Annotated in this window: 27 protein-coding genes; all 27 read right to left on the bottom strand. The window is 31.9% G+C overall.

Features of this window, described 5'->3' with window-relative positions; translation table 11 throughout:
- Window positions 1–31: 31 nt before the first annotated feature.
- The 27 genes from CLPA_RS08930 to flgB all read right to left on the bottom strand — a co-directional run bounded on the left by CLPA_RS08930 (window position 32) and on the right by flgB (window position 24,222).
- Complete coding sequence (locus tag CLPA_RS08930) at window positions 32–817, bottom strand: flagellar hook-basal body complex protein (protein ID WP_003444038.1); 786 nt, start codon at window positions 815–817, stop codon at window positions 32–34.
- 17 nt (window positions 818–834) lie between these two features.
- Entirely contained in the window at window positions 835–1,614 is a 780-nt protein-coding gene (locus CLPA_RS08925) for a flagellar hook-basal body complex protein (protein WP_003444037.1), read from the bottom strand.
- Complete coding sequence (locus tag CLPA_RS21145; protein WP_155760366.1) at window positions 1,611–1,766, bottom strand: hypothetical protein; 156 nt, start codon at window positions 1,764–1,766, stop codon at window positions 1,611–1,613. Before CLPA_RS21145 ends, CLPA_RS08925 begins: the two co-directional genes overlap by 4 nt.
- 44 nt (window positions 1,767–1,810) lie before the next feature.
- The gene (locus CLPA_RS08920) at window positions 1,811–2,347 is read right to left on the bottom strand and encodes a hypothetical protein (RefSeq protein ID WP_003444034.1); all 537 of its coding nucleotides are present in this window, start codon (window positions 2,345–2,347) and stop codon (window positions 1,811–1,813) included.
- Window positions 2,348–2,367: 20 nt separating this feature from the next.
- Window positions 2,368–3,093: a FliA/WhiG family RNA polymerase sigma factor gene (locus CLPA_RS08915; RefSeq protein ID WP_003444032.1), complete on the bottom strand. Its 726-nt coding sequence runs from the start codon at window positions 3,091–3,093 to the stop codon at window positions 2,368–2,370.
- 16 nt (window positions 3,094–3,109) lie between these two features.
- Entirely contained in the window at window positions 3,110–3,778 is a 669-nt protein-coding gene (locus CLPA_RS08910; protein ID WP_003444030.1) for a flagellar brake protein, read from the bottom strand.
- Window positions 3,779–3,790: 12 nt separating this feature from the next.
- Entirely contained in the window at window positions 3,791–4,666 is an 876-nt protein-coding gene (locus CLPA_RS08905) for a MinD/ParA family protein (RefSeq protein ID WP_003444028.1), read from the bottom strand.
- Complete coding sequence (gene flhF, locus CLPA_RS08900) at window positions 4,660–5,853, bottom strand: flagellar biosynthesis GTPase FlhF (protein ID WP_003444026.1); 1,194 nt, start codon at window positions 5,851–5,853, stop codon at window positions 4,660–4,662. The genes CLPA_RS08905 and flhF overlap by 7 nt, the downstream gene beginning before the upstream one ends.
- The gene (flhA, locus tag CLPA_RS08895; RefSeq protein WP_003444024.1) at window positions 5,853–7,922 is read right to left on the bottom strand and encodes a flagellar biosynthesis protein FlhA; all 2,070 of its coding nucleotides are present in this window, start codon (window positions 7,920–7,922) and stop codon (window positions 5,853–5,855) included. Before flhA ends, flhF begins: the two co-directional genes overlap by 1 nt.
- Before the next feature lie 15 nt (window positions 7,923–7,937).
- Window positions 7,938–9,764 carry a fused FliR family export protein/FlhB family type III secretion system protein gene (locus CLPA_RS08890; protein WP_003444022.1) on the bottom strand — a complete coding sequence of 609 codons (1,827 nt, stop codon included), beginning with the start codon at window positions 9,762–9,764 and terminating at the stop codon, window positions 7,938–7,940.
- Between the two features lie 10 nt (window positions 9,765–9,774).
- A complete protein-coding gene (gene fliQ, locus CLPA_RS08885; protein ID WP_003444019.1) occupies window positions 9,775–10,044 on the bottom strand; it encodes a flagellar biosynthesis protein FliQ in 270 nt (89 codons plus the stop codon).
- 13 nt (window positions 10,045–10,057) lie between these two features.
- Window positions 10,058–10,822: a flagellar type III secretion system pore protein FliP gene (gene fliP / locus CLPA_RS08880; RefSeq protein ID WP_003444018.1), complete on the bottom strand. Its 765-nt coding sequence runs from the start codon at window positions 10,820–10,822 to the stop codon at window positions 10,058–10,060.
- A gap of 71 nt (window positions 10,823–10,893) precedes the next feature.
- Complete coding sequence (locus CLPA_RS08875) at window positions 10,894–11,292, bottom strand: flagellar biosynthetic protein FliO (protein WP_003444016.1); 399 nt, start codon at window positions 11,290–11,292, stop codon at window positions 10,894–10,896.
- A 24-nt stretch (window positions 11,293–11,316) separates the two neighbouring features.
- Window positions 11,317–11,826: a flagellar basal body-associated FliL family protein gene (locus CLPA_RS08870; protein ID WP_003444015.1), complete on the bottom strand. Its 510-nt coding sequence runs from the start codon at window positions 11,824–11,826 to the stop codon at window positions 11,317–11,319.
- Between the two features lie 28 nt (window positions 11,827–11,854).
- Window positions 11,855–12,049 (bottom strand): flagellar FlbD family protein, encoded by a 195-nt coding sequence (locus CLPA_RS08865; protein ID WP_003444012.1) that lies wholly within the window; start codon window positions 12,047–12,049, stop codon window positions 11,855–11,857.
- A 149-nt stretch (window positions 12,050–12,198) separates the two neighbouring features.
- Window positions 12,199–13,242 (bottom strand): flagellar hook-basal body complex protein, encoded by a 1,044-nt coding sequence (locus CLPA_RS08860; protein ID WP_003444010.1) that lies wholly within the window; start codon window positions 13,240–13,242, stop codon window positions 12,199–12,201.
- A gap of 158 nt (window positions 13,243–13,400) precedes the next feature.
- The gene (locus CLPA_RS08855; protein ID WP_003444008.1) at window positions 13,401–13,790 is read right to left on the bottom strand and encodes a TIGR02530 family flagellar biosynthesis protein; all 390 of its coding nucleotides are present in this window, start codon (window positions 13,788–13,790) and stop codon (window positions 13,401–13,403) included.
- Window positions 13,787–14,383 carry a flagellar hook capping FlgD N-terminal domain-containing protein gene (locus CLPA_RS08850; RefSeq protein ID WP_003444006.1) on the bottom strand — a complete coding sequence of 199 codons (597 nt, stop codon included), beginning with the start codon at window positions 14,381–14,383 and terminating at the stop codon, window positions 13,787–13,789. The genes CLPA_RS08855 and CLPA_RS08850 overlap by 4 nt, the downstream gene beginning before the upstream one ends.
- A gap of 42 nt (window positions 14,384–14,425) precedes the next feature.
- Entirely contained in the window at window positions 14,426–17,644 is a 3,219-nt protein-coding gene (locus CLPA_RS20085) for a flagellar hook-length control protein FliK (RefSeq protein ID WP_003444004.1), read from the bottom strand.
- A 4-nt stretch (window positions 17,645–17,648) separates the two neighbouring features.
- Window positions 17,649–18,089 (bottom strand): flagellar export protein FliJ, encoded by a 441-nt coding sequence (gene fliJ, locus CLPA_RS08840; protein ID WP_003444002.1) that lies wholly within the window; start codon window positions 18,087–18,089, stop codon window positions 17,649–17,651.
- A gap of 131 nt (window positions 18,090–18,220) precedes the next feature.
- A complete protein-coding gene (gene fliI, locus CLPA_RS08835) occupies window positions 18,221–19,528 on the bottom strand; it encodes a flagellar protein export ATPase FliI (RefSeq protein WP_003444000.1) in 1,308 nt (435 codons plus the stop codon).
- 122 nt (window positions 19,529–19,650) lie between these two features.
- Window positions 19,651–20,412 (bottom strand): FliH/SctL family protein, encoded by a 762-nt coding sequence (locus tag CLPA_RS08830; protein ID WP_003443998.1) that lies wholly within the window; start codon window positions 20,410–20,412, stop codon window positions 19,651–19,653.
- A complete protein-coding gene (gene fliG, locus CLPA_RS08825; protein ID WP_003443996.1) occupies window positions 20,396–21,406 on the bottom strand; it encodes a flagellar motor switch protein FliG in 1,011 nt (336 codons plus the stop codon). The genes CLPA_RS08830 and fliG overlap by 17 nt, the downstream gene beginning before the upstream one ends.
- A gap of 6 nt (window positions 21,407–21,412) precedes the next feature.
- Window positions 21,413–22,999 (bottom strand): flagellar basal-body MS-ring/collar protein FliF, encoded by a 1,587-nt coding sequence (fliF, locus tag CLPA_RS08820; RefSeq protein WP_003443994.1) that lies wholly within the window; start codon window positions 22,997–22,999, stop codon window positions 21,413–21,415.
- Window positions 23,000–23,016: 17 nt separating this feature from the next.
- Window positions 23,017–23,367: a flagellar hook-basal body complex protein FliE gene (fliE, locus tag CLPA_RS08815; RefSeq protein WP_003443992.1), complete on the bottom strand. Its 351-nt coding sequence runs from the start codon at window positions 23,365–23,367 to the stop codon at window positions 23,017–23,019.
- A gap of 13 nt (window positions 23,368–23,380) precedes the next feature.
- Complete coding sequence (gene flgC, locus CLPA_RS08810) at window positions 23,381–23,812, bottom strand: flagellar basal body rod protein FlgC (protein ID WP_003443990.1); 432 nt, start codon at window positions 23,810–23,812, stop codon at window positions 23,381–23,383.
- 2 nt (window positions 23,813–23,814) lie between these two features.
- Window positions 23,815–24,222: a flagellar basal body rod protein FlgB gene (gene flgB, locus CLPA_RS08805; protein ID WP_003443988.1), complete on the bottom strand. Its 408-nt coding sequence runs from the start codon at window positions 24,220–24,222 to the stop codon at window positions 23,815–23,817.
- Between the last annotated feature and the right edge of the window lie 516 nt (window positions 24,223–24,738).

The raw sequence follows: 24,738 nt of genomic DNA, 5'->3' as shown, positions 1-24,738 counted from the left end.
AAAAAGGTTATTTTTAATCTTTATTTAATATCTATCTAGACCTCAAATTATTCACCATGCCCCACATTTCATCTGCGGTAGTCAAGCTTTTAGTATTAAGCTGAAAAGCCCTCTGAGCTGCAATCATATCTACCATTTCTTTTGCAATATCCACATTAGAATTTTCAGTATATCCCTGCATTATATTGGTATTGTTAGCAGTGAAGATCTGTGCACCAGGCTTTGGAACATATAGATTATTTCCTACAGAAATAAATGGCTCCTCACCTACAGCATCATATACATTTATATTTCCCACAGCTTGGAAAGCTCCATTAGCTTCTTTTACACTTAAAGTTCCATCTTGAGAAATCATAAAATTCCCTTTTGTAAGCGGTGTATTTCCATTGGTAAAATTTATTTCGAGTATATTTCCATTACTGTCCACCAATCTTCCATTTACATCTAAATTAAAATCACTGCTTCTCTCATAAGCAGCTGATCCATCAGGACGAATAACTCTAAAATATCCGCTGCCATCCAGTGCTAGATCCGTTTCTTGGCTAGTTTCAGTCAAACTTCCCTGAGTATTATCTCTTATCCAATCAGTAGTTTTTACTCCAGTACCATTCTGAGGAACACTGTTAATACCATTGGCATTATTAGTATTTGTAGGATAACCTAATCTTGTGAAATTTTCATATAATAAATCACTAAACTCAACTTTCTCCGCTTTGTACCCATTGGTATTTACATTTGCTATATTATTTGATATAGCATCCAGTTTTTGCTGCTGTGCATTCATAGCACTTCTACTGGTCCACATTAATCTATCCATTCTATTCACCTCTCATATCATCTAACAGTACCTACATCAATAGCTTGTCCCAAAGTCTGATCTATGGATTGCACTATTTTTTGCTGTGTTTCAAAGGTCCTCATGGTAGACATCATATTTACCATTTCATTTACAGGATTTATATTTGACTCTTCCAGCGATTTTTGTTTTACAAATATATTGTTATTAGCTATTGGGTTTTCTCCTTGATACAGATTATCTCCTACTTTTTTAAGCGTATTATAATTGTTAAAATCCACCGTTTGAAATGCATAGGCAGGAGTTCCATCTATATTTATATTGCCATAGATATCGCTGGTAATCTTCCCATTGCCCACATTAATTCTCTCCACATTGCCGCTGTTAATATTTCTTCCCATGACATAATCTCCAGAATCATTAACCAGATATCCCTGCATATTCACATGGAAATGTCCATCTCTGGTATAATAATTCTGTGCTGTTGTTCCATTGTCCCTGCTGACTGTGAAAAACCCCCTACCGTCAATAGCAAAATCCGTATCTGAATCAGTGCTTTCTATATTGCCCTGAGTAAAATCTGTAGCAGTTTCATCAATTCTGCTTCCAAAACTTAAATTTCCTATAGTCTGAGTGTAATTTACTCCATTATATATTTTGCTTTGGTTTTGAATAAGTACATCATTAAACTTTCTTATGGCAAGATTATCTCCCTTAAAACCTACAGTGTTGGCATTTGACATATTATTTGTTATAACATCCTGCTTAGCCTGCTGAGTAATCATTCCTGAAATAGTTGTATATAAACTTCTTATCATTTTTTCACATCCTTATCATTTATCACTTTCATATCCTGAGGATATTTCATTCCATAGGAGAAGGCCTTACTCTCAATTTCAGCTCTGCTAAGTGTTACCGCTGATTTTGCAGTAATCATAAAACAGGTAGCTATAATCATCCCTATTCCCATACCCGCAAGAACTTTTCTATCTGAAAGAAATTCTATAAAAACTTTTACTTTATGTATAATTTTTTTATTAATAATATCTCCCCCTTACCTATTCCAAGCTTTTCCGATATGCTGTCTATGGATAGCCCTTCCTTCATAAGTCTTTCTATATCATCAATTTTAACATTGTTTATTTCTCTATTATCTAAGTATGCATTTTGAGTAGCGTAATTCTCTTTATAATCTATTTTTTTCTCTTCTACAGCACCATTTTCAGTACTTTGAATTTCTATTACATCTAATTTATTATTTTCCAAAAGACTGCTTTCCAAAGAATTATCTATTTTAAAATTATGTACATTATCTTTCTGTATATCTGATTTTTCTTCCAATCTATCCTTTAAATTCTCTATTTCATTCTGAAGTTCCATTATTGTCTCTGCAAATTCTTTTCGTAACTTTCCAATCTCTAAATCGTAATCTTTAATATTAGTTGAAGCATTATCAAAAGCATTTTTAAAACTACTTTTATCCTTTCTCATAGCTCTAATATTTACACCTATTAATAAAATTCCTATGATTAATAGTAATACCGTAGTCATATTAAATTAACCCCGCTTTATTATTCATATTTCAGTTTTTTCAAAGCTTGTCTTAAGTGTACTATGGCTCTTGAATGAAGCTGACAAACTCTTGATTCCGATACAGATAAAACCTTGCCTATTTCCTTTAAAGTTAAGCCTTCATAGTAATATAGTGAAAGTACGGTTTTATCTTTCTCATTCAATATATCCAATGCCTTTGCCAAAAATTCTATCTGTTCTTTTTCCTCCAAGGTCTTTTCTGGACTTGGACTATTTTTATCTTCTATAGTAGAAATTACAGGCATATCATCCTCCTCTGAAAAAACTAAATTTTCAAGAGAAGTTACGGACATATAATTTATATAATTTTCCACCTCTGCTATCTCTCCTATAGTTCCTCCAAAAGCCTCTGCTATTTCTTCATAAGTAGGTTCCCTTAATAACTCCTTTTGCAGCATTTCAATTATTTGATTGTATTTATTTAATTTATCCATAGCACCTTTGGATATAGGACTGTTTTTTCTCAGTTCATCTATCATAGCTCCCTTTATTCTGATAGAAGCATAGCTGGAAAACTTCATTCCCTTGCTATTATCAAATTTATTTATGGCATCCATCAGACCTACCATTCCATATCCTACAAGGTCTTCGTATTCTACATATTTATTTTTACCTATTATAACTCTGGATGCTATATACTTTACTAAGGGAATATATTTTTTAACTACTGCTTCTTTGGTATCAGAAGTTCTCCTCATGGCCATAATACCAATCACCGCCTTAAATTTTTTTCATCTGTTCACGCATTATCCAAAACAAATAAGCTATGATCTTATCCTGTACTTTTGTATCAATATTTACAAAAGAAAAGCCTGAAACATATAAATTACTATCTGTATCCTTATATACCCTTACACAATCATCTATTACAAAAATCTCTTCCTGCTGCAGTGGAATCTTTATTATAAATCTATCACCTAACTTGATTTCTTCCTTAGTTTTTAACCTAAGACCTCCGCCGCTTAAATCTATCATCAGTGCTTTTTTAAAATTCTTTGGATTTTTAATGAGTTCATTGAAGGTACTATCTGAAATATTTTTGTCAGCTTTTAAATATTCTACTTCCTTTAACAGATTTACTCTAAAAAATTTCCTTCTCTGCACTTTTTTTATATCTTCAGGCATACTCAGCAATATAATTGGTATTTTGTCCTTTTTTCTGCCTATGACATTGGCATTAAAACCATATAAATTATTCTTATCATAATATACTACAGTCACCTGCTGATTTTCACTTAAAGGTGCATATTTACCATTACAAACAGGTATTGATATACCTATATAACCTTTTCCCATATCCTGTATGCTGCTCTTATATACACTGCTGTCCTCCTCTATAAAAACTTCACATTTTGAATTCATATTAAAGTTAATATTACTACTATCCATAATTATAGCTCCTTATGAAAATATATTAAATATCTTTTTAAATAATCCCTGTATACCTGCTTCATTAGATTTATAATATCCTTCAGAATCACCTAAAATTTTATTTGCTATTTTCAGCAAGTCCTGAGAAGCGGAAGAATTAGGGCTTCCAATTACAAAAGGTTCTTGATTTCTCACTGCTGAAACCAATTTCCTATCTTCAGATATATTTCCCATATAGGAAATATGAATCTTCAAGAAATTATTTACTGCATTTGCAAATTTATTATAAGTTTCTTCTGCTTCTTCACTGTCATAGGTTCTATTGACAATTATCTTTATCTGATCCTTTATTTTAAAATGTACTACGGCTTTTAAAAGGCTATAAGAATCCATGAGGGAAGTTGGTTCTGGGGTTATTATGAGAAAAAGCTCATCACAGCAGGATACAAACCCCAATACACTTCTGCTTATTCCTGCACCAGTATCCATTATAATATAATCCAAATTTTCTAATTGTGATAATTTATTCAAAAAATTATTTCTTTGAGTATTGGTAATCTCATTTATTCTTGCTACACCAGATCCTCCCGGCAGAAGTTTTACTCCAAAAGGGCCTTCTATAATTACGTCCTCTATATTTTTATTGTTGAATATAACATCAAATACATTGTATTTAGGCAAAAATCCCATCAGTACATCATCGTTCCCCATACCTACATCTGCATCAAAAATGAGAACTTTTTTTCCCATTTTCTGAAGAGTTATGGAAAGATTTACTACAAAATTACTTTTACCTACTCCTCCTTTACCAGAAGTAACTGTAATTATTTTAGGTGCTGTTTGAGATTTATTCATATTACCCTCTTTTGCAGCCATCTGTCTTAAGCGCTGAGCTTGATCTAACATATACTTTCCACTCCTGTAATAAGATTTACCAGTTCCTCTGTGGTTAACGTTGTAATATCATCTGGGACATTTTGTCCAATTGATACATAACTCAAAGGTTTTTTCGCTTCTTTAAGTATATTCAATATAGAACCATAAGTAGTAGTTTCATCTAATTTTGTTATTATAACATTATTATAATTCAAAACTCTATAGCCCTCAACTATAGACTTAATATCACTATTCTTTGTAGTGCAGCTTATTACCAGATGTAAATTTTCAGAATGAGTTTTATCTATAAAAGCTCTTAATTCAGAAATCTGCATTTTGTTTTTACTGCTTCTGCCAGTAGTGTCTACTAGTATTACATCACAATTCTGCATAGCCTCCACTGCACTTTCCATGTCCTTTATGGAAAATACTACTTTAAAGGGTATATCCATAATATCTGCATAGGTCTTAAGCTGTTCCACTGCTCCTATTCTGTAGGTATCCACAGTTATTAATCCTACCGTCTTCTTTTCAATAAGTGCAAATTTCCCTGCAAGTTTTGCAATAGTGGTTGTCTTTCCCACTCCAGTGGGCCCTATTAATACAATAACCCCCTGTTCTTTAGTTTCAGTTACAGAAATCATAGAAACTAAAACCTTTTTTAACTTTTCTTTTTCATCTAAATCATCACTTTCCAGCTTCATTCTACTTATAATTTCTTCTATTATCTCTTCTTTTAAATCATAATCTCTCAAAGTTTTATAAATAGGACTTCCATTTTTTAAGCTGACATTTTTACTATCCATAATATCATTTAATATATTTTTCATATCCTTAATTTCACGAAGTAAATTATCTTCACTTTTTATAATGTTAAAATCTCTTTTAATATTCTTATCAATAGATTCCTCTACATTTTTTTGCTGTAATACTACTTCTTTGTTATCTCTTTGAATTTCCACGGCCTTTTTTATGGCTTCTAAACTGTCTTTAACGGAATCCTTCTTAACTTCTACTCTATTTTTAGTGTTTTTTTTAGATTTATTTATCTCTTCTACTGCTGCAGTAACTTCTATAACTTTCTTTGAAAATAGTCCTGTAAAGCCCTTTTTTCTCATCTTTCGCTGACTTATTATTACTGCATCCTTTCCCAGTTCATGTCTTATCTTTGTGACAGCTTCATTCATGGTGCTTACAACGTATTTTTTTATAATCATTATAAACTGACAACTCCTTCAGTTCTTATTTCAATTTCATTAGGTACTTCATTTAAAGATAAAACAGTAATATTTGGGAATACCATTTCTATAAGTTTTCTCACCGCTGGTCTTATCTTTGGGGATACCAATATAGCCGGCTGATTTTCGGGAAAATATATGGTATTAAGTACATTCTTTATAGAATCAAGAATTCTTGAAGTAGTATCTGGATCCACTGCAGGGAAAGAGCCCTGCATGGATTTTTGTATATTATTTGCTATGACATTTTCAACCTCAGGTGCAAAAGTAGCCACTGTTATCCTGTTATTATCATCTATCAATGGATTGCATATAGTTCTTCCAAGAGCAATTCTAACATATTCTGTTAATAACTCCAGATCCTTAGAATTTCTTGAGTTATCTGCAAGACTTTCAAGGATAGTTACCATATCCTTAATAGGAACCTTTTCTTTAAGAAGATTCTGAAGTACTTTTTGAAGTTCACCAATGGTCATAAGATCTGGTATAAGTTCTTCCACTACAGCACTATATCTTTCCTTCATAGAATCAATTATAGCTTTAACCTCTTGTCTTCCAAGTAATTCATATGAATGTGATTTTATAGTTTCTGTCAAATGTGTTACCATAACTGTAGTAGGATCTACCACTGTAAACCCTTTAATTTCCATATCTTCTCTTTGATCTTTATTAATCCATACTGCTGGTAGACCAAAGGTTGGCTCAATGGTCTTTATACCTGGAATATCTCCACCTTCACCAGTAGGATCCATGGATAAAAGCATACTAGGCATAAGTTCACCCTTTGCCACCACAGTTCCCCTTATTTTTACTACATATTCATTAGTCTTAAGCTGAAGATTGTCCCTTATTCTTATAGGCTGCACTACAATTCCCATTTCTATGGCACACTGCCTTCTTACAGAGGCAATTCTCTGAAGAAGGTCTCCTCCAGAGGCCTCATCTGCCAGGGGTATTAAACCATAGCCTATTTCTATTTCCATAGGTTCTACAGAAATCAAATTCATTACATTTTCCGGTTCTTTATTTTCCTGTTCTGCCATTTCCATATTGATGTTTTCTTCCTGCATAATAATCTGAGCTTTTTCTTCCTTATATAATAGATAAGCTCCTACAGTACAAGCCACTGCCAGAATAAAGAAAGGCAGAAAAGGCAGCCCCGGTATAAAACTCAAAAACAGCAGTATAGCAGCAGCTATACCTAAAACCTTTGGAAAACTTGTGAGCTGACCTACTACCTGTTTACCAAAATCTTCATCATTACCAGAACGGGTCACCAAAATACCTGTAGCAATGGATATTAACAGTGCTGGTATCTGACTTACAAGACCATCACCAATGGTAAGTCTTACATAGGTCTGAGCTGCTTCAGCAATGGGCATTCCCATTTGGACTGCTCCAATTACAATTCCCGCTACTATATTTATAAGAACTATTACTATACTGGCTATGGCATCTCCTTTAACGAATTTAGAAGCACCGTCCATGGAACCATAAAAGTCTGCTTCCTGCTGAATTTTTCTTCTTCTATTCTTTGCCTCTGCATCATCTATAAGACCTGCATTCAAATCTGCGTCTATACTCATCTGTTTACCAGGCATAGCATCCAGAGCAAATCTTGCTGCTACTTCTGCAACTCTTCCTGCACCATTAGTTATTACTATAAACTGTATTACTATTATTATTAAGAATATTATAATACCTACAATATAATTTCCACCTACAACAAAACTTCCAAAGGCATTTATTACTTCTCCTGCATTTGCCTGACTTAAAATAAGTCTTGTGGAAGATATATTAAGTCCCAATCTAAACAGAGTAGTTACAAGAAGCAAAGTTGGAAAAACGGATAACTGCAGTACTTCTGTAGTGAACATAGTTATGAGTATTATAATTGTAGCAATAGTTATATTTACCACAATAAGTACATCCAGCATAGCTGTAGGCAATGGTATTATTATCATAAGTACTATGAGCATTACTCCAACAGCCACTATTACATCCATGTTATTTTTTAATTTAAAATTGCTTCTATCCCCATTACTCATTTGTTATCTCACCTTCTACTTCTTCATTTTATATACTAAAGCCAATATCTCTGCCACTGCCTGATACATGTCCATTGGAATTTCCTTATCAATATCCACTTTTTCATATATAAGTCTTGCCAGAGGCTTGTCCTCTACAATTGGCACATGATTTTCCTTTGCAATTTCCTTTATTTTAAGAGCTATTCTGTCTACGCCCTTTGCTGTCACTAAAGGAGCACTACTCTCTCCTTCACTGTACTTAAGTGCTACTGCAATATGGGTAGGATTTGTAACTACCACAGTAGCCTCCGGCACTGCCGCCATCATTCTCTTTGCAGACATTTCTTTCATTCTCTGCTTTCTCTTAGATTTAATTTCAGGATTACCTTCATCTTGTTTAAATTCTTCTTTTATTTCCTGCTTTGTCATTTTCAGTTCCTTATTGTGCATAAATCTTTGATATATATAATCAGCTATAGCTATGACAAGCATAATTATACAAATTCTAATTAAAATTCCCACAAAAATTCCCTTTAAAGCATAGGGAATAGAGGTAAAAGCAAGGGTATTCATCATAAGTAATTTTTCAATATTGTCTCTTATAAAACTATATCCAACAAACCCCACAACGGTTATCACTATTATATCTTTAAAAAGCTCTACTAAGGTTCTGGTGGAGAAAATTTTTTTAAATCCCGAAATAGGATTTAATTTTTTAAAATCTGGCTTTAAAGTTTCCGTAGTAAAAATAAAACCCGCCTGAATATAGTTTGCAATTACTCCTAAAATCATCACAGGCAATGCAAAGAATAGAAATATCAATGCTATTTTACCTATGGCATATATAACTAAATATCTTATATTATTATAATTTAAATCCATATTTAAATAGGTATTTAAATAGGAAAACATCATATTTCTCAGGTTATCATAGGAGAAATTTCCAAAGGCAACTATTACCATAGTAGCTGCTGCAAGGGTAAGAGCTAAAGCCACCTCTTTACTCTTAGCTACCTGTCCTTTTTTTCTGGCATCACTCTTTTTCTTAGGCGTTGCCTGCTCTGTCTTCTCCTCTGATGCAAATATAATTATGGCAGGTATTATATTATAAAACCCTCTCCATAAATCTGGTATGAGAGAAAAGGCATTTATTATAAGATTTACAATTACAGGCAAAATCAACATAAAAATTGAAAATCCCAGAAGTATTTTTACTGGCATTCCAAGAATCATTACATTCAGTTGAGGCACTGTTCTTGACACAAGTCCCATTACTATGTCTGTTATTATTAAAACTATTACTATGGGCATGGCAATCTTTATAGCAATAATAAAAAACTGAATAAAGGCATGCAGTGCATACATGGCAGATTGATCCCATAGCACAAAGGTACCTATATGTACTGTATTGTAACTGTCTATAAGAGCTCTTATAAGTACATGGTGACCGTCAATTACAAGAAATACTACTATACTTAAAAAAGCAAGGATTCTCTCCATTAAAGTTTCATTGCTCTGGGTAGTAGGATCAAATATAGACATCATACTGAATCCTATCTGAATGTCCATAAAGCTACCTGCAACCTTGCCGCATATAAAAGCCAAATTAGTTAAATATCCAAGTACCAATCCCGTTATCACTTCAAAGGTGCACTGCTGCATATAAACCAGCCAATTGTTAATTCCCTGGACACTGCTGTAATCTATACTGCTTACTATAAAAAATGCTATTATAGCACAAAAGGAAACTTTTATTGTATTTGGAAGCCCACTTGGGAAAAGCACCTGAAGCGCCACAAAAAAGGTTAAAATCCTCAAAAAAACCAGAAAAAAAGCTGAAAAATAGGCCACATCAATCATAGAATCACACCTATCGAGTTATATTTGCTATCATTTCAAATATTCTTTCCGTAAATCCAGTCATCATATGAAGCATCCAGGTACTAGTTATAATACCAACTACAGCTATAGCAATGAGCTTTGGTACAAAAGTAAGGGTCTGCTCCTGTATTTGGGTAGTAGCCTGCATTATACTTATAATAAGCCCTACCACCACAGACACTATTAAAATTGGTGCAGATACTAAAAGTCCCGTACTTATGGCATCCTTAATTATTTTTAAAAGCATATTTTCTGTCATAATAAATTTCACCTCACGAAAAACTTGAAATAAGCGACTTAACTACTAAATACCAGCCATCTACCATTACAAATAATAGGATTTTAAAGGGAAGAGATACCATAGCTGGAGGTACCATAAACATACCCATGGACATAAGTATACTTGCCACTACAAAATCTATAATCATAAAGGGAATAAATAGTAAAAATCCTATTATGAAAGCAGTCTTTAACTCACTTATTATAAAAGCGGGTATAACTACATGCATAGGCGTGTGCTCTGTATCCGTTTTGGGATCCATTTTAGCTGCATCCATAAATAACTGAAGATCCTTCCTTCTGGTCTGTTTCAGCATGAATTCCTTTAGAGGTCTTTCTCCCTCAGTAATTGCCTGCTGCTGATTTATACGGTTATTTAAATAGGGCTGAATGGCATTATTATTAATAGTTGTATATGTAGGCATCATAATAAAAAATGTTAAAAAGAGAGCTAGTCCAATTATCACCTGATTAGGAGGTGCATTTTGTGTACCAAGGGCATTTTTTAAAAAACCCAGAACTACTACAATTCTTGTAAAGCTGGTAGTCATGATAATTATAGATGGAAGCAGAGTAAGTATTGTCAGCATTACAAGCAATTTTATATTATCTACATAATCCGAAGGTGTAGCTGCATTGTCTACGGATACATTTACATTTGGTATAGGTATAGTAGTTGGTGCTGCATATGTATTTTTTCCCATAAAAAATATACAAAACAAAATTAAAACAGATATTACAAAAGCCTTTTTCTTCATTTAAATCTTCCTCTTTTAGTATTGGATATATTGCAAAGGATAATATAAATATATTTTGAAATATGAAGCACTTATTTATCCTTTACTCTAAATTTATCTTTTAGTTTTTTTAAAAGTTCATTTTTACTATGGATGTTAAGTTTCCCCTTAAAATTCCTATAAAATTCATTGAAATCTTTATACTGAGTAACTTTTTTTGATTCCTGTATTTTTTTTAATTCCTCAGGTTCTAATTCCATTAAAATTTCCAATTTACTTCCGCTGCTGGAAAAAACATATGCTTTTTCTCCAATTTTTATTATCAAAAGGCTGTTTTCCTTTGTCAATGTAAGCCTTTCCAATATCTTCATATAGTTTCCATTTTGCATATTCTGAAGCCTGTTTCCACCATATTTTATACTTATGTATATTAAAGGTAAAATAACTAAAAGTGCAGCTACAAGCTTTAAAATCATCAATAATACCGACATAGATTTTCCACCCTGATTTCCATTCTATTGAACTACCAATTCATCAAAATATACATTACTTATCTTTCCATTTTTCAGAATAGGATTTACCTTCTGCATAATTTCACTCTTTATTTCATCTACACCCTTTGAGGTAGTAAGATCTGCAGCCTTCTTGCTTCTAAGTACACTGTTAACTGCATCGCTTAAAATAGGTTTTTTATTTACATCTTCACTTTCAAGTTCACTCTTTAACTTAGTGTTCTTTTCATTATAGCCAAAGCTTACCTTTACCTTTGCATATCTTTGAGAATCAGTATCTGCTAAATTTACTATGGCTTCATCTAGAGAATAAGTGTTTTCATCTGCAGCGGAAACTGTGTTTACTTCTGTAGTATTTGTATTATTTGAACTGCTGGGATGAAAATTTGAAGCTCCTCCAAAAAACAAAATATATCCCGCAAAAGAGCCAATCAAAACAATGAGCAGTACTAACAATATTATAATTATTTTACTTGCACCATCAGTCTTTTTTTCTGGCTTATTTTCACTCATGGACTCATCTCCTTTTGTAAAAATTTGTCTATCTAAAATTTGAATTATAAATTTTTTTCTTAAAAGTTATTATCTTATCTATTATCTCATCTGTATTTTCTTCTACAATGTATTTATTTCCATTAGTCATGGTTATTACGGTTTCAGGTACTTCCTCGATCTTCTCAATATTATCTTCATTAATCATAATTTCTCTATGATTCATTCCCGTAAGCTTTACCATAATTCATCTGCTCCCTTTAAAATATTTAATAATCATTCATAAGTTATTCTATGTAATTTTATGAATGATTATTAAAATATCCCTTTAAATTATACCTACTTTAAATTTACTAAACAATACTATATTCTAAATACACCATTAATTAAATCCTATCTCTTAAGATTTATTATATCTTGAAGAATTTCATCCCCAGTAGTTATACTCTTACCATTGGCCTGAAAAGCTCTGCTTGCAACTATCATATCTGTGAACTGCTGTGCAAGATCTACATTGGACATTTCAAGCATGCTTTGAAGTGCATCTCCGTATCCATCACTGTTATTATTTACAGTATTACCAGCACCACTTCTCAATGTAGCTGTTCCCGAATTAACTGAAGCAGAATATAAGTTCTTACCTTCCTTTGACAGTCCTGCTGGATTTCTAAAGGAAGCCATGGCAATCTGTCCAATAGCTGTTGTTCTTCCATCCGAAAGTGTTCCAATTATTACACCATCTCTTCCTATGGAAAAGCTTGTAACTCTAAAAGTATTTGCTCCATCATTAACTGTAGCCGGTATTCTTAAAGTTTTAAGACTTGTATCATTTGCTGTTAAAGCTGCTGTTCCATCTACATAATTTATCTGTCCATCATCAGCCATGCTATCAGTACCGCCATTTGTCATTGAATATCCCATAACTCTATATCCATCTGAAGTTAAAAGATTTCCCTGTTCATCAAGAGTAAAGGCACCATCTCTTGTATAGGAAACTTGAGATTCTGAGGCTGTAAGAGTAGGCTGATTAATAGTATGATCTTGATTGGCTGCATTGTTGACTGTAATACCTGCTTGACCATTTACAGTAGTTCCTCCATTGTTAAAAATTGTGTTTCCCTTAGTCACTATGAAATATCCATCTCCATCAATAGCTACATCCAAATTGCTATTAGTAGGCTGCATTATACCTTGAGTCATTATGGTATCTATTCCTGCTAATTTAACTCCAAGACCTATCTGGGTTGGATTTGTTCCACCTGCAGATACAGTAGGTGAAGTTCCGTCTCCTTGACTTTGGCTCAGCATATCCTGAAATCTTGCTCTAGATCCTTTAAATGCAACAGTCTCTTGATTTGCTATATTGTTACCTATAACATCTAAAGCTGTTTGATTTGACTGCATACCTGACACTCCTGAATTCATTAATCTTAACATTTTGTAACCTCCATTAAATTCAATTTATTTATATTCATATATCAATTTTTACAATTATACATAGCTAAGTATTCATTTTCTTAAAATATCGGCAACATTGCAGTTTTAAATCAGCTTCTATCCTTCCACTGACTTAGACTTCCTCCAAAAGGTCCAGTCTAAAGTAAAACCACACTATCCACATTGGTAAAAACATTATCTTTGGCACTGTTTTTATCCACTGCCGTTATCACTGTTCTATTTTTAATACTTGTAATCAATGCTACATCTTTATAAAGTATAAGTGAATTTCTAGCACCCTTTTGTTCCGCTTTATTTATAGCTTCATTTATATTTTTCATATCCTGCTCATTAAAACTTATATTTCTACTACTAAGTCTTTGTTCAGCATGCTTTGATATGATAAAACTTTCATTTTTGTTAATTTTCTCATTTAATATGTCATTAAAATTTGTACTGATTTTAGTAGGTGTAGAAATTTTTCTCTCATGAAAATTGCCAATAGGTTCTACAGAATGAATTTGTCCATTTACTACTCTGAAACTCATAACTTCACATCATCAGTGGTTGAATTAGTATCACTTAAATTTGTACTTTCATTTGAATCTGATGTATTTATTGTGTCTGTAGTATTTTCTGAATCACTATTTGAAGAATCACTACTACTATTATCTGTAGATATCTCAGGATTAATCTGCAAAATGTCGCCATAATCAAAATCTTTATCAATGGCTTTTCCATTATCTGAAGTAGCTACTGATAATGCTATAGAATCTCCATTTCTAGTTACGGATTTAACTATACCCACATAATTATTTCCCAAACTATTCAGAGAATTAAATTCAACTGGCACACCAATTAAATTGGATGCTGAATTCAAAGTCATAGTGCTATTTAAATTTGACATCTGTTCAAGAGATGAAAATTGTGCAAGCTGAGCCACATACTGCGTTGAATCCTGATTGCTGCTGCTTGTTGGATCTTGATTTGACAATTCAGCTGACAGTATTTTTAAAAATGAATTTTTATCAATTTCCTGACCTTTTTTTACAATAGGTGTACCTTTATCTGTTTTACCTGAACTAGTAACATTTGATTTATATCCAGTAAGAATAGGTGTATTATTATTTGTTACAGCCATCTTTTACCTCCCTATATAATTTTTCAATGTTTTATATATTCTTTATACTAAAACATTCACATTATTATCTTCTTTTGTACTGATTTGAGAATTAGTATCTAATTCTTCCGAATTACTATTGCTGAAATTTGTAGTACTCTTATTATTACTACTATTTTCATTGCTGCCATTAAACTGATCATTATTAAAATTATTGTTACCACTAAAATAAGTTGTATCTCCATTGTAAATATTTATATCTACACTATGAATCTTAATATGTTGATTATTTAGCAGGTTATTAATTTCATGTAAATTTGAATTCAACAAATTATAAGAATCTTTATTTGTAGCAGTTATAGTGGCTTTCATAATATTACCATCAGAAGTAACCTTTATAAATATTTCTCCAAGTTCTTTTGGAAGTATTTTTACCGTCATATTTTTTACATTGTTATCTTCCATATAGTTTAAACTTTTAATAAAATCAGAAGCAAAATTATCTCTATTTATTACCTGTGGTTGAATATCTTGATTTTTATTAAAAGTACCAGCAGTATTTAATGCAAATTGATTCATAACATTAATAACCTTTGAATACTTATCTCCAGAATCTTTATTATCTATAAGATTATTTAAGAATTTATTGTCTTTATTCTTTAATGGTTGTTCCTGATTACTAGAAGATGGCTGCTTATCTGATATAGTACTTAATAAATTATTTTCTCCATTAAAAATTTGCTTAACTACATTAGTTTCTGATCTTAAAGTTTCTTTAGCAGAAGATTTGTCCATCTTTGCTGTACTTAACCTTTCAGATTGATATTCATTAGCTGCTAATGATAATTCCCTATTAATTAAATCACTTTGAGGTATTACCTTTAAATCAACTTTCATATCTGTTTTTTCTAATAACAAATTGTTTATCTTATCTAATACTGTTTTTATATCATCTTGTTTAATACTAGCCTGTTTTTCTAAGGTTGTATCACCATTTCCAGATTGTGGAGAAACCAATTTTTGCAGTTCTCTTTTTATATCTTTAATTAATTGATTCTTGCTTGAAACAATATTCATTACATCTGTACCGTTATTAGCTGAATCTAAAACAATATCAGTTATATTAAAGTCACTATTATCTACTTTAGAAACCTTCTCTGAAGCACTTTTTAAAGTATTTTCTGAATTCAATTTTGATATTAATTTATCTATTAAATTGGTTTCTGTCTCAGTAGTTGCTTTAGCATAGGGTTTATCTATGTTGTTTACTGGATCTAAGCTTTCATGATAATATTCCTTAGCTGAAATTTCATTACTATTTAAAGCATTTTTATTGGCTGCTTTTAAGTTAGTTTTGGTGTCAACTTCATCTGTCAATAGACTATCTATTTTTCCCAGTATTAAATTTATATCTCTTGACTTAGTACTTTCCTGTTTTTCTGAAGTTGCATCACTATTTCTTGATTGTAGAAAAACCAACTTTTGCACTTCATTTTTTATATCTTTAATTAATTGTTCCCTATCTGAAGCAGTATTTGTTACATCTGCACTTTTATTATCTACACCTAAAACAGCATCATTTACATGAAAGTTAGCATTATCTGCCTTAGAAACATTCTGTGAAGCACTTTCCAAAATGTTTTCTGAATTCAACGTTGATATCAATTTATCTATTAAATTAGAATAATTATTGTTTAATACCATACTATTTTTACTATTTGTTAAAACAGAAGAACTACTAGTTATATCACTATTAACTTCAATCTCTTTAAGTTGTGACAATATTTGCCTAATCGCATTTATTTCTTCAGGATATTGTACATCTGATTGTTTATCCAACATACCCTTTAATAATTTATTTACATCATCAAAAGTTTGTTTAACTGCATTAGTTTCTGTCTTAGTAGTTTCTTTAGCATAGGATTTATCTATGTTTACTGGATCTAAGCTTTCATGATAATATTCCTTAGCTAGTGTTTCATTACTATTTAAAGTATTTTTATCAGCTGATTTTAAGTTAGTTTTGATGTCAACCTCATCTGTTAATAGACTATTTATTTTTTTCAGTATTAAATTATTATCCCTTGACTTAGTAATTTCCTGTTTTTCTGAGATTTCATCACTATTTACAGATTGTAGAGAAACCAACCTTTGCAGTTCTCTTTTTATATCTTTAATTAATTGATCTCTATCTGAAGCAATCTTCGTTACATCTGCACTTTTATTATCTACAGCTAAAACAGCATCATTTACATGAAAGTTACCATTATCTGCCTTAGAAGCATTCTCTGAAGTACTTTTTAAAGTGTTTTCTGAATTCAACGTTGATATCAATTTATCTATTAAATTAGAATAATTATTGTTTGATATCATACTATTTTTACTATTTGTTAAAACAGAAGAACTACTAGTTATATCACTATTAACTTCAATCTCTTTAAGTTGTGACAATATTTGCCTAATCGCATTTATTTCTTCAGGAGATTGTACGTCTGATTGTTTGTCCAACATGCCCTTCAATAATTTATTTATCTCATCAAAGGTTTGCTTAACTGTATTAGTTTCTGTCTTAGTAGTGCTTTTGGTATAGGACTTATCTATGTTTACTGGATCTAAGCTTTCATGATAATATTCCTTAGCTAGTGTTTCATTACTATTTAAAGTATTTTTATCAGTTACTTTTAAATCAACTTTGGTGTCCATTACATTTGATAACAAATTATCTATCTTATCCAATACTAAATTTACACTTTTTGACTTAACATTATCCTGTTTTTCTGAGATTACATCATTTCCATCTTGTGAAGGAACCAATTTTTGCAGCTCTTTTTCTATATTTTTAATTAATTGATGCCTATCTGAAATAGCTTTTGTTACATCTGTACTTTTGTTATATACAGCTGAAACAACATAAGAATCATTGTCATTTGATGCGGACTCTTTTGAAGATTTAATAGAATTATAAATTACACTTTTCAATTGCTGAAGTATTGATACAGCTATCAGCTCCTGGTCATTCATCTTCTGCAAGCCGTCTTCACCCTTGTCTTTTTTTACAGTTTCATTATTGCTATCCTCAGATGCTATATCTTTATTGTATAAATTTTTTGAAGATTTAGTTTGGCTATCTATATTATGCTTAGATGCTTCATTTAAATAATCTCCAAACTTATAATTTTGCTTAAATTCACTTTCTGGTTTTTGCTGCATTTTATGTGATTTTGTTGTAGTAATATTTGCATTCATCTTGCCAAGATTGGTAACTTCAGTTATTTCACTCACTTTTTCACCTCCCTTCGCTATTTCTTCTTATAAATCCATACAATGCAAATTCATCATTGGTCTTCTGCTCAATCCTATTCTGCTCCTTGATAAATTTATCTTTCTGTTTATCCCTTAAAATCTCCACAGTCTTTCTCTCTATCTGTGTATCTTTAAGTTCTCTTCTCTTTTGCTCAAGTACAGAGGTTTTATTATTTAATTCCATACTTGCCCTATCAATACATCCTGAAAGGGAACTTAAATAGGCCTGAGTTATTTTCTGCTGAACAATTGATCCGTATTTCCTCTCTTCACTAAATTTCTTGTAGTTATTATTAAGTTTTTCAAGATTTTGTTCAGCAGTAACTTTTTCCTGCTGTGCCTTTTTAAAATTAATTTTACTTTCTTCTTCTTTATCTATCCTTATATCTAAAAGCTTTTGAAGGCTGAATTTAAAGTTTTCCATAATACTTACCTCTCATCACTATAAAAACTATACTAATAAAGTTTATCACTGGCAAAATACACTTCACTAGCTAAAAACTATGTACAAATTTAACAAATATCTCAGTAAAATTACATTTTAATTTAAAAAAATCAACTGAATATCTGCAGAAGCTTGTTTCGGCTTTCATCAAAATTAGACTTTTCATTTATCCCCTGCTTTAAATAATTAATTATACTGTCATGATAGTGAATAGCTATATCAATTTTTTTATTACTTCCCTTTACATAGGCTCCTAAATTGATTAAATCCTCTGAGTCCTGATAAGTTGCAAGTAAATCTCTGGCAGTAGAAGCAGCCTGTTTATGATCATTATCTGCTATTTCCGACATAAGTCTGCTTATACTCTTTAATATATCAATAGCAGGATAGTGATTTTTTGCAGCTAAATCCCTTGACAGTACTATATGTCCATCTAAAATACCTCTAACCGCATCTGCTATTGGCTCATTAAAATCATCTCCGTCCACCAGCACCGTATAAAAAGCTGTGATAGAACCCTTATCTGACATGCCTGATCTTTCCATAAGTCTTGGAAGCATGGCAAAGACAGAAGGTGTATATCCCTTAGTTGCCGGCGGTTCTCCAATAGCAAGTCCAATTTCTCTTTGTGCCATGGCGAATCTTGTTACTGAATCCATCATAAGTATTACTTTTTTACCTTGATCTCTAAAATATTCTGCTATGGCTGTAGCTGTAAAAGCTCCTTTTAACCTCACTAAAGCAGGTCTGTCTGAAGTGGCACATACTACAATGGATTTTTTCATTCCCTCTTCACCAAGATCCCTCTCAATAAAGTCCAGTACCTCTCTTCCTCTTTCCCCTATAAGGGCAATGACATTTACGTCTGCCTTTGCCTCTCTGGCTATCATACCTAAAGTTGTACTTTTTCCCACTCCGCTGCCGGCAAATATACCAATTCTCTGTCCTTCACCGCAGGTTAAAAATCCATCTATAGCTCTTACTCCAGTGGACATAACATTTTTTATACGTCTTCTCTTAAGAGGATCTGGAGGGTCACTGTCAAGCTTGTAACTGATGCCTTCTTCTATCTCCTTATTATCCAATGGTTTACCCAGTCCATCCAATACCTTCCCGAAGAGTTCTTCTGAGCACTTTACATTGAGAGGTTTGCCTGTAGGCACCACTCTGCATCCAGAGGATATTCCTACAAGTTCTCCTAAAGGCATTAGTATTACATTCTTGTCTCTAAAACCTACTACTTCGCATTCTATTGGCTTGTTTTTTTCATTATATATTTTACAAACTTCTCCAACAAAAGCCTTGATTCCCTCAACTTCAATAGTAAGTCCTATTACTTTACTGACTAAACCTTCCATATACTCTGTATTACATTCATTTACTCTTTTTATCAATGCATTAAAGTCCAAAGAAATCATATATGCTCTCCTCTTATAGATCTAAATAAACTTAACTCCTATCGATAATAAATTTCTGTTGATAATAATTATTATACAACTATAATTTAATAATACAAGTCTCTATATTAAACATACTTATATTATTTCATAACCTCTTCTTTTATATTTTCCAGGCCTATGTCTATGCCAATTTCTATCTTGCCATTATCTTTTTCAATAATGGTGCTTCCATCACTTACACTATTGTCTTCTATAACAAATATTTCTCCCTTTAAAGGTATCTGCTTTTTCCATAGCTCCACTGCTTCTGTAAGTGAAGCAGTGTGAAGTTTACTACATTTTATTATTATAAGAGTACTATTTTTTGATTCATTTACAGCATCATAAATCATTTCATCAATGCCATCTTCTTCTCTAATTTCTCTTTTTAAAATATGCTCAGCTATGGAAATAGCCAGTTTTTTTATATCAACTCTTTTATCTAAAAGATATTTTTCATACTCCGCTTTAGCAGAAGCAACAATTTCTGAAGAATCTTTCTTTGCAGTATTTATTATATCGTCAGCTTCTGCCCTTCCCTTAATTACAGTTTCATTATAGGCATCATTATATCCTGACTGTTTCCCTTCTTCATAGGCCTTATTGTAAGTTTCAGTCTTGATAGTTTCAGCATCACTAATGGCCTGAACCTTTATTTTATCTGCCTCAGACCTAGCAGTATCTATAATAGACTGTGCAATTTTATCAAACTTCTCTATACTATTATCACTATTATTTTTTAGAATATCCTTAATTTCTTCTAGTGATTGCTGCTTTATTTCAATATTTACATCTGTAACTATTTCCTTTTTCCCCTGATTAATTACCTTAGTATTTTTAATAACATTAGACGATAATAGCATCTTCACCACCTCTTGCAACTACTATTTCACCAGCATCTTCAAGCCTTCTTATTATAGCCACGATTTTCTGTTGTGCTTTTTCTACATCAACAAGCCTAACTGGTCCAAGAAATTCTATATCTTCTTTTAATGCAGTAGCAGCTCTCTTTGATTGATTTCTGAAAATACAATTTGCCACTTCCTCTGAGCATCCCTTAAGAGCCAATGCCACATCTTTATTATCAAGTTCTCTAAGAACTCTCTGTATGGATACATCATCCATGGTAACAATATCCTCAAATACAAACATAGACTGTTTGACTCTTTCTGCCAATTCCTGATCTTCTTTTTCAAGTTCTTCAGTGATATTCTTTTCTGTTGTTCTATCCACTTGATTAAGAATATCAACTATAGTTTCTACGCCACCAAGAGTAGTTACATCAGACCTTACTACAGAAGACAGTTTATTGTTTAGTACATTCTCAATCTCTTTAATTACCATGGGAGAAGTATTACTCATAGTGGCAATTCTATAGGCTACTTCACCTTGAAGCTCTTCTGAAAGAGATGAAAGTATCTGTCCTGCCTTATCTGATTGTAAATAGCAAAGTATAAGAGCTATGGTCTGAGGATGCTCATTGTTTATTACATTTAACAATTGATGAGCATCTGCCTTTCTTGCAATGGAAAAAGGTCTATACTGTTCTGTAGCTTCTACAACTTTATCCAGTATTTCTTTTGCTCTTTGACTGCCAAGGGCCTTTGAAAGTAAATCTCTTGCGTAGTCTAGTCCTCCCTCTATCAAATAATCCTTTGCCCTATTCATCTCTATAAACTCTGCCAGTACTTCCTGCCTCTGCTCTTTTTTTACAGAAGTCATATTTGCAATTTCATAGGTAATTTTCTGTATTTCCCTTTCAGGCAGCTTTTTTATTATACCAGCAGATGTTTCCGGCCCTAAAGTTATAAATAATATAGCTGCTTTTTGTACTCCTGTAAGCTTTTTATCAGCCATATATTATCACCTCTCATTCTCTGTAAGCCAAGCTTTAACCACATCTGCAACCTGATCTGGTTTAGTACTAGCATATTTCTTAACTTCTTTTTCCACATGAGATTTTTCATCTTCCTGTTCAAATTCTATTGGAGCAAAAATCTGTTCCTTTGGCTCTATGGTATCATCAATTACAGTATCAAGGCCATTAAGTTCTTCTTCGTCTTCCTCTTCTTCTAATGCCTTTCTTGCTCTTCTTCTTCTAATGAGAATAACTAATCCAGTAACAATGGCTGCTATAGCTGCTGCTGCTCCTATACCAATAGCTATATACAATCTTCTTCTCTGCTGCTGCTCTTCCTGTTGATTCATCTGATCAATAGCCCTTTGAGCATTCTGCTGAATAGTATTGTCAAAGTTCATTCCCTCAACACTTATAGTGTCTCCTCTTTGAGGATTTATCCCAGCTGCCTGACTTACTATATTATTTACAGAAGCCTGTTCTTGTGGGCTTATTTGTGCTTCATCCACTACAACAGAAACCGTTAATCTATTTATATTTCCTGGAGCTGTTACAGTTTTAGTCTCAGTAGTATTTGTATCATAATTTCTTGTAGTTTCATCATGGGTTGAACTACCATTATTATTATTAGCTATCTGATTAGCATTGACGTTATTATCCGTAGGACTTGTTCCAGCAGCTGCAGCTCCTCCAGTACTAGTATCTCTTTCCTGATGTTCACTTATTACTGTTGGATTACTTATATTTTTAGTTGTCTGTTCATTTGAATCAAAATTCATATCTGCATTTACTTGAACTTTAACCTTGTCCTTGCCATAAACCGCCTCAAGCTGATCCAGTATCTTTTGCTGAATACTCTTTTCTGTCTTACTTTCAATATCATTTCTTGCAGCTGTAGCATTAGATACATCTTGACTGCTGTCACTATTTAAGTCATTACTTAACAAAGTCATATTATCGTCTACTACCTGTACATCATTAGGAGACAAATTTTTAACAGCCCCAGATACCAGAGATACAATTGCTTTTACTTGATTTTTAGATAAGGTCTGTCCTGGTTTCATCTTTAAAAATACGGAGGCCTTGGCAGGAGATCCGTCCCTTACAAACACTGAATTATCCGGCATAACTATCTGCACATTGGCATTGTCCACTTGAGAGAAACCCTTAATGGTTCTTTCCAGTTCTCCTTGTAGTGCTCTTTGATATTGTACATTAAACTGCTGATCTGTCATCCCCAGCTGACTGCTGTTATCAAACAATTCAAAGCCCACACTTCCACCTTTTACAGAAGTAGCATACTGTAATCTCAAATCATCCACTTTACTTTCTGGAACATAAATAGTGTTAGTACTTGAATCTACCTTATATTCCACTTTGTCTGATTTTAATTTATTTATAATGGCCGCCGAATCTGTAGCATCCATATTTGAAAAGAGCACTCCATATTTAGTCCTGCTGGATAATGCTGCAAATACCGTTATAGAAGCTATTATTGCTACAAGCAAAATACCAATTACTATTTTTTTAATTTTACTTAAACTAAGCCATTTATCCTTAATTTTGCCAACAATCTCTGAAAGCCTGTTCATATCATGCACTCCCTACATTACACTTGCATTCTGTTTAATTCCTGATAGGACTCTACAATTTTATTTCTAATCTGTACAGCTAATTGGAGAGACATTTGAGCCTCCTGAGTTGAAAGCATAACTTGATGTACATCTACATCATCACCAGCTATAAATTGATTAGTCATATTATCTGCACTTACCTGTTTATCATTTACTTCATTCAATTTGTCCTTTAATATAGAAGAAAAATCTATAGCAGTATCATTATCAGTGCTTTTATCTTCATCATTTCCTACTATACTGTCCAATTTATATGTATTATTTGTTCCTGTCATACTATTTAATTTAGTTAAAGTATCTACTGGAATAAACCCGCTTATATTCATTAATCAATCACCTTTACCTTCCTATTTGTAATGCAGAAGAAAACATACTTTTTTGTGCATTAATAGCGCTTACATTGGCTTCATATGCCCTTGTAGAGGAAATGAGATCAGCCATCTCATTCAGTATATTTACATTTGGCATTGAAACATATCCTTCAGCATTTGCATCTGGATTACTTGGATCATAAACTTGTCTAAGAGATGAATTATCATTTACAATTTGCACAGCCTTTACACCCTTTAATTTGGTTTCATACTGACCTGTAACTGAATTTAGTTCTCTATCCAGATTCTCCTGAAATACAGCTATCTTCCTTCTATAAGGCTCCCCAGTTTCTGTCCTTGTAGTATCTGCATTAGCTATATTAGATGAAATTGTATCCATTCTGAGTCTCTCTGCAGAAAGACCACTAGAACTGATATTTAAACCCGTAAAAGCTCCCACTACTAATTACCTCCTCCAGTTATTACATATCTTCTCATAGATATTCTGCTGCTTGCCTGACTTGTTAACGCTTGATACATTAGAGTATTCTGTGCCTGATTTGCCATTTCGGAATCAATATCTACATTATTTCCATCCACCTTCATACTGCTGCTGGAATCTTCTTTGACACTGATAGCACCAAAACTATTTCCATCATCCATATGTAATGAATTGTCTTTCTTCATAGTTATATTATCCAAACTCTGCTTAAGAGTATCTTCAAAGGTAACATACCTTCTCTTATACCCAGCTGTATTTATATTAGCTATATTATTGGATATAACATCAGCTCTAGTACTAGATGCATCTAAAGATTTTTTTATTAAATCATATGTAATTTGCTGCCCCGAAATATTATTAACTGTCAAAATATCATCCCCTAACTGTAAGTTCTTCTGTATTTATGTACATATTGCAATAAAGTATATGTGTTTTATTCTACTTAATTTATTAAAACTTATTAAATAAAATTTCTAATTATATAATAAATTATATTAATTAATAATACAATAAAAGTTATTCAATAGTTTTTTTATATTGTCATTTACATTTTATAACTAAATATTAATATTATTAAATTTAAAATTTAAAAGTCTACTATAATTATAGTAAACTTTTTTCAATTATTCTATAAAATTATTAAATTTTATCTATAAATAAACAAAACTTTACAAATAATTTAACATTTAAACGTTTTTATACCATTTTATTGATTATATTTCATTTATTGCAACTAAATTTATAGCTTTATATATATTTTTTTTAAATTTATAAAATATATAATTTATTTACATATTTATTAAATATTTAACCAATAAGACCTCATTAATACATAAATTAACAATTATTATAAGTTAAAATTAGATTGTCAATTATTTAATAAA

This window comes from Clostridium pasteurianum DSM 525 = ATCC 6013 (assembly GCF_000807255.1).
Classification (GTDB): Bacteria; Bacillota; Clostridia; order Clostridiales; family Clostridiaceae; genus Clostridium_I; species Clostridium_I pasteurianum.
The sequence above is the reverse complement of the archived record's forward strand: the minus strand, read 5'-3'. Positions and strand labels throughout refer to the sequence as shown.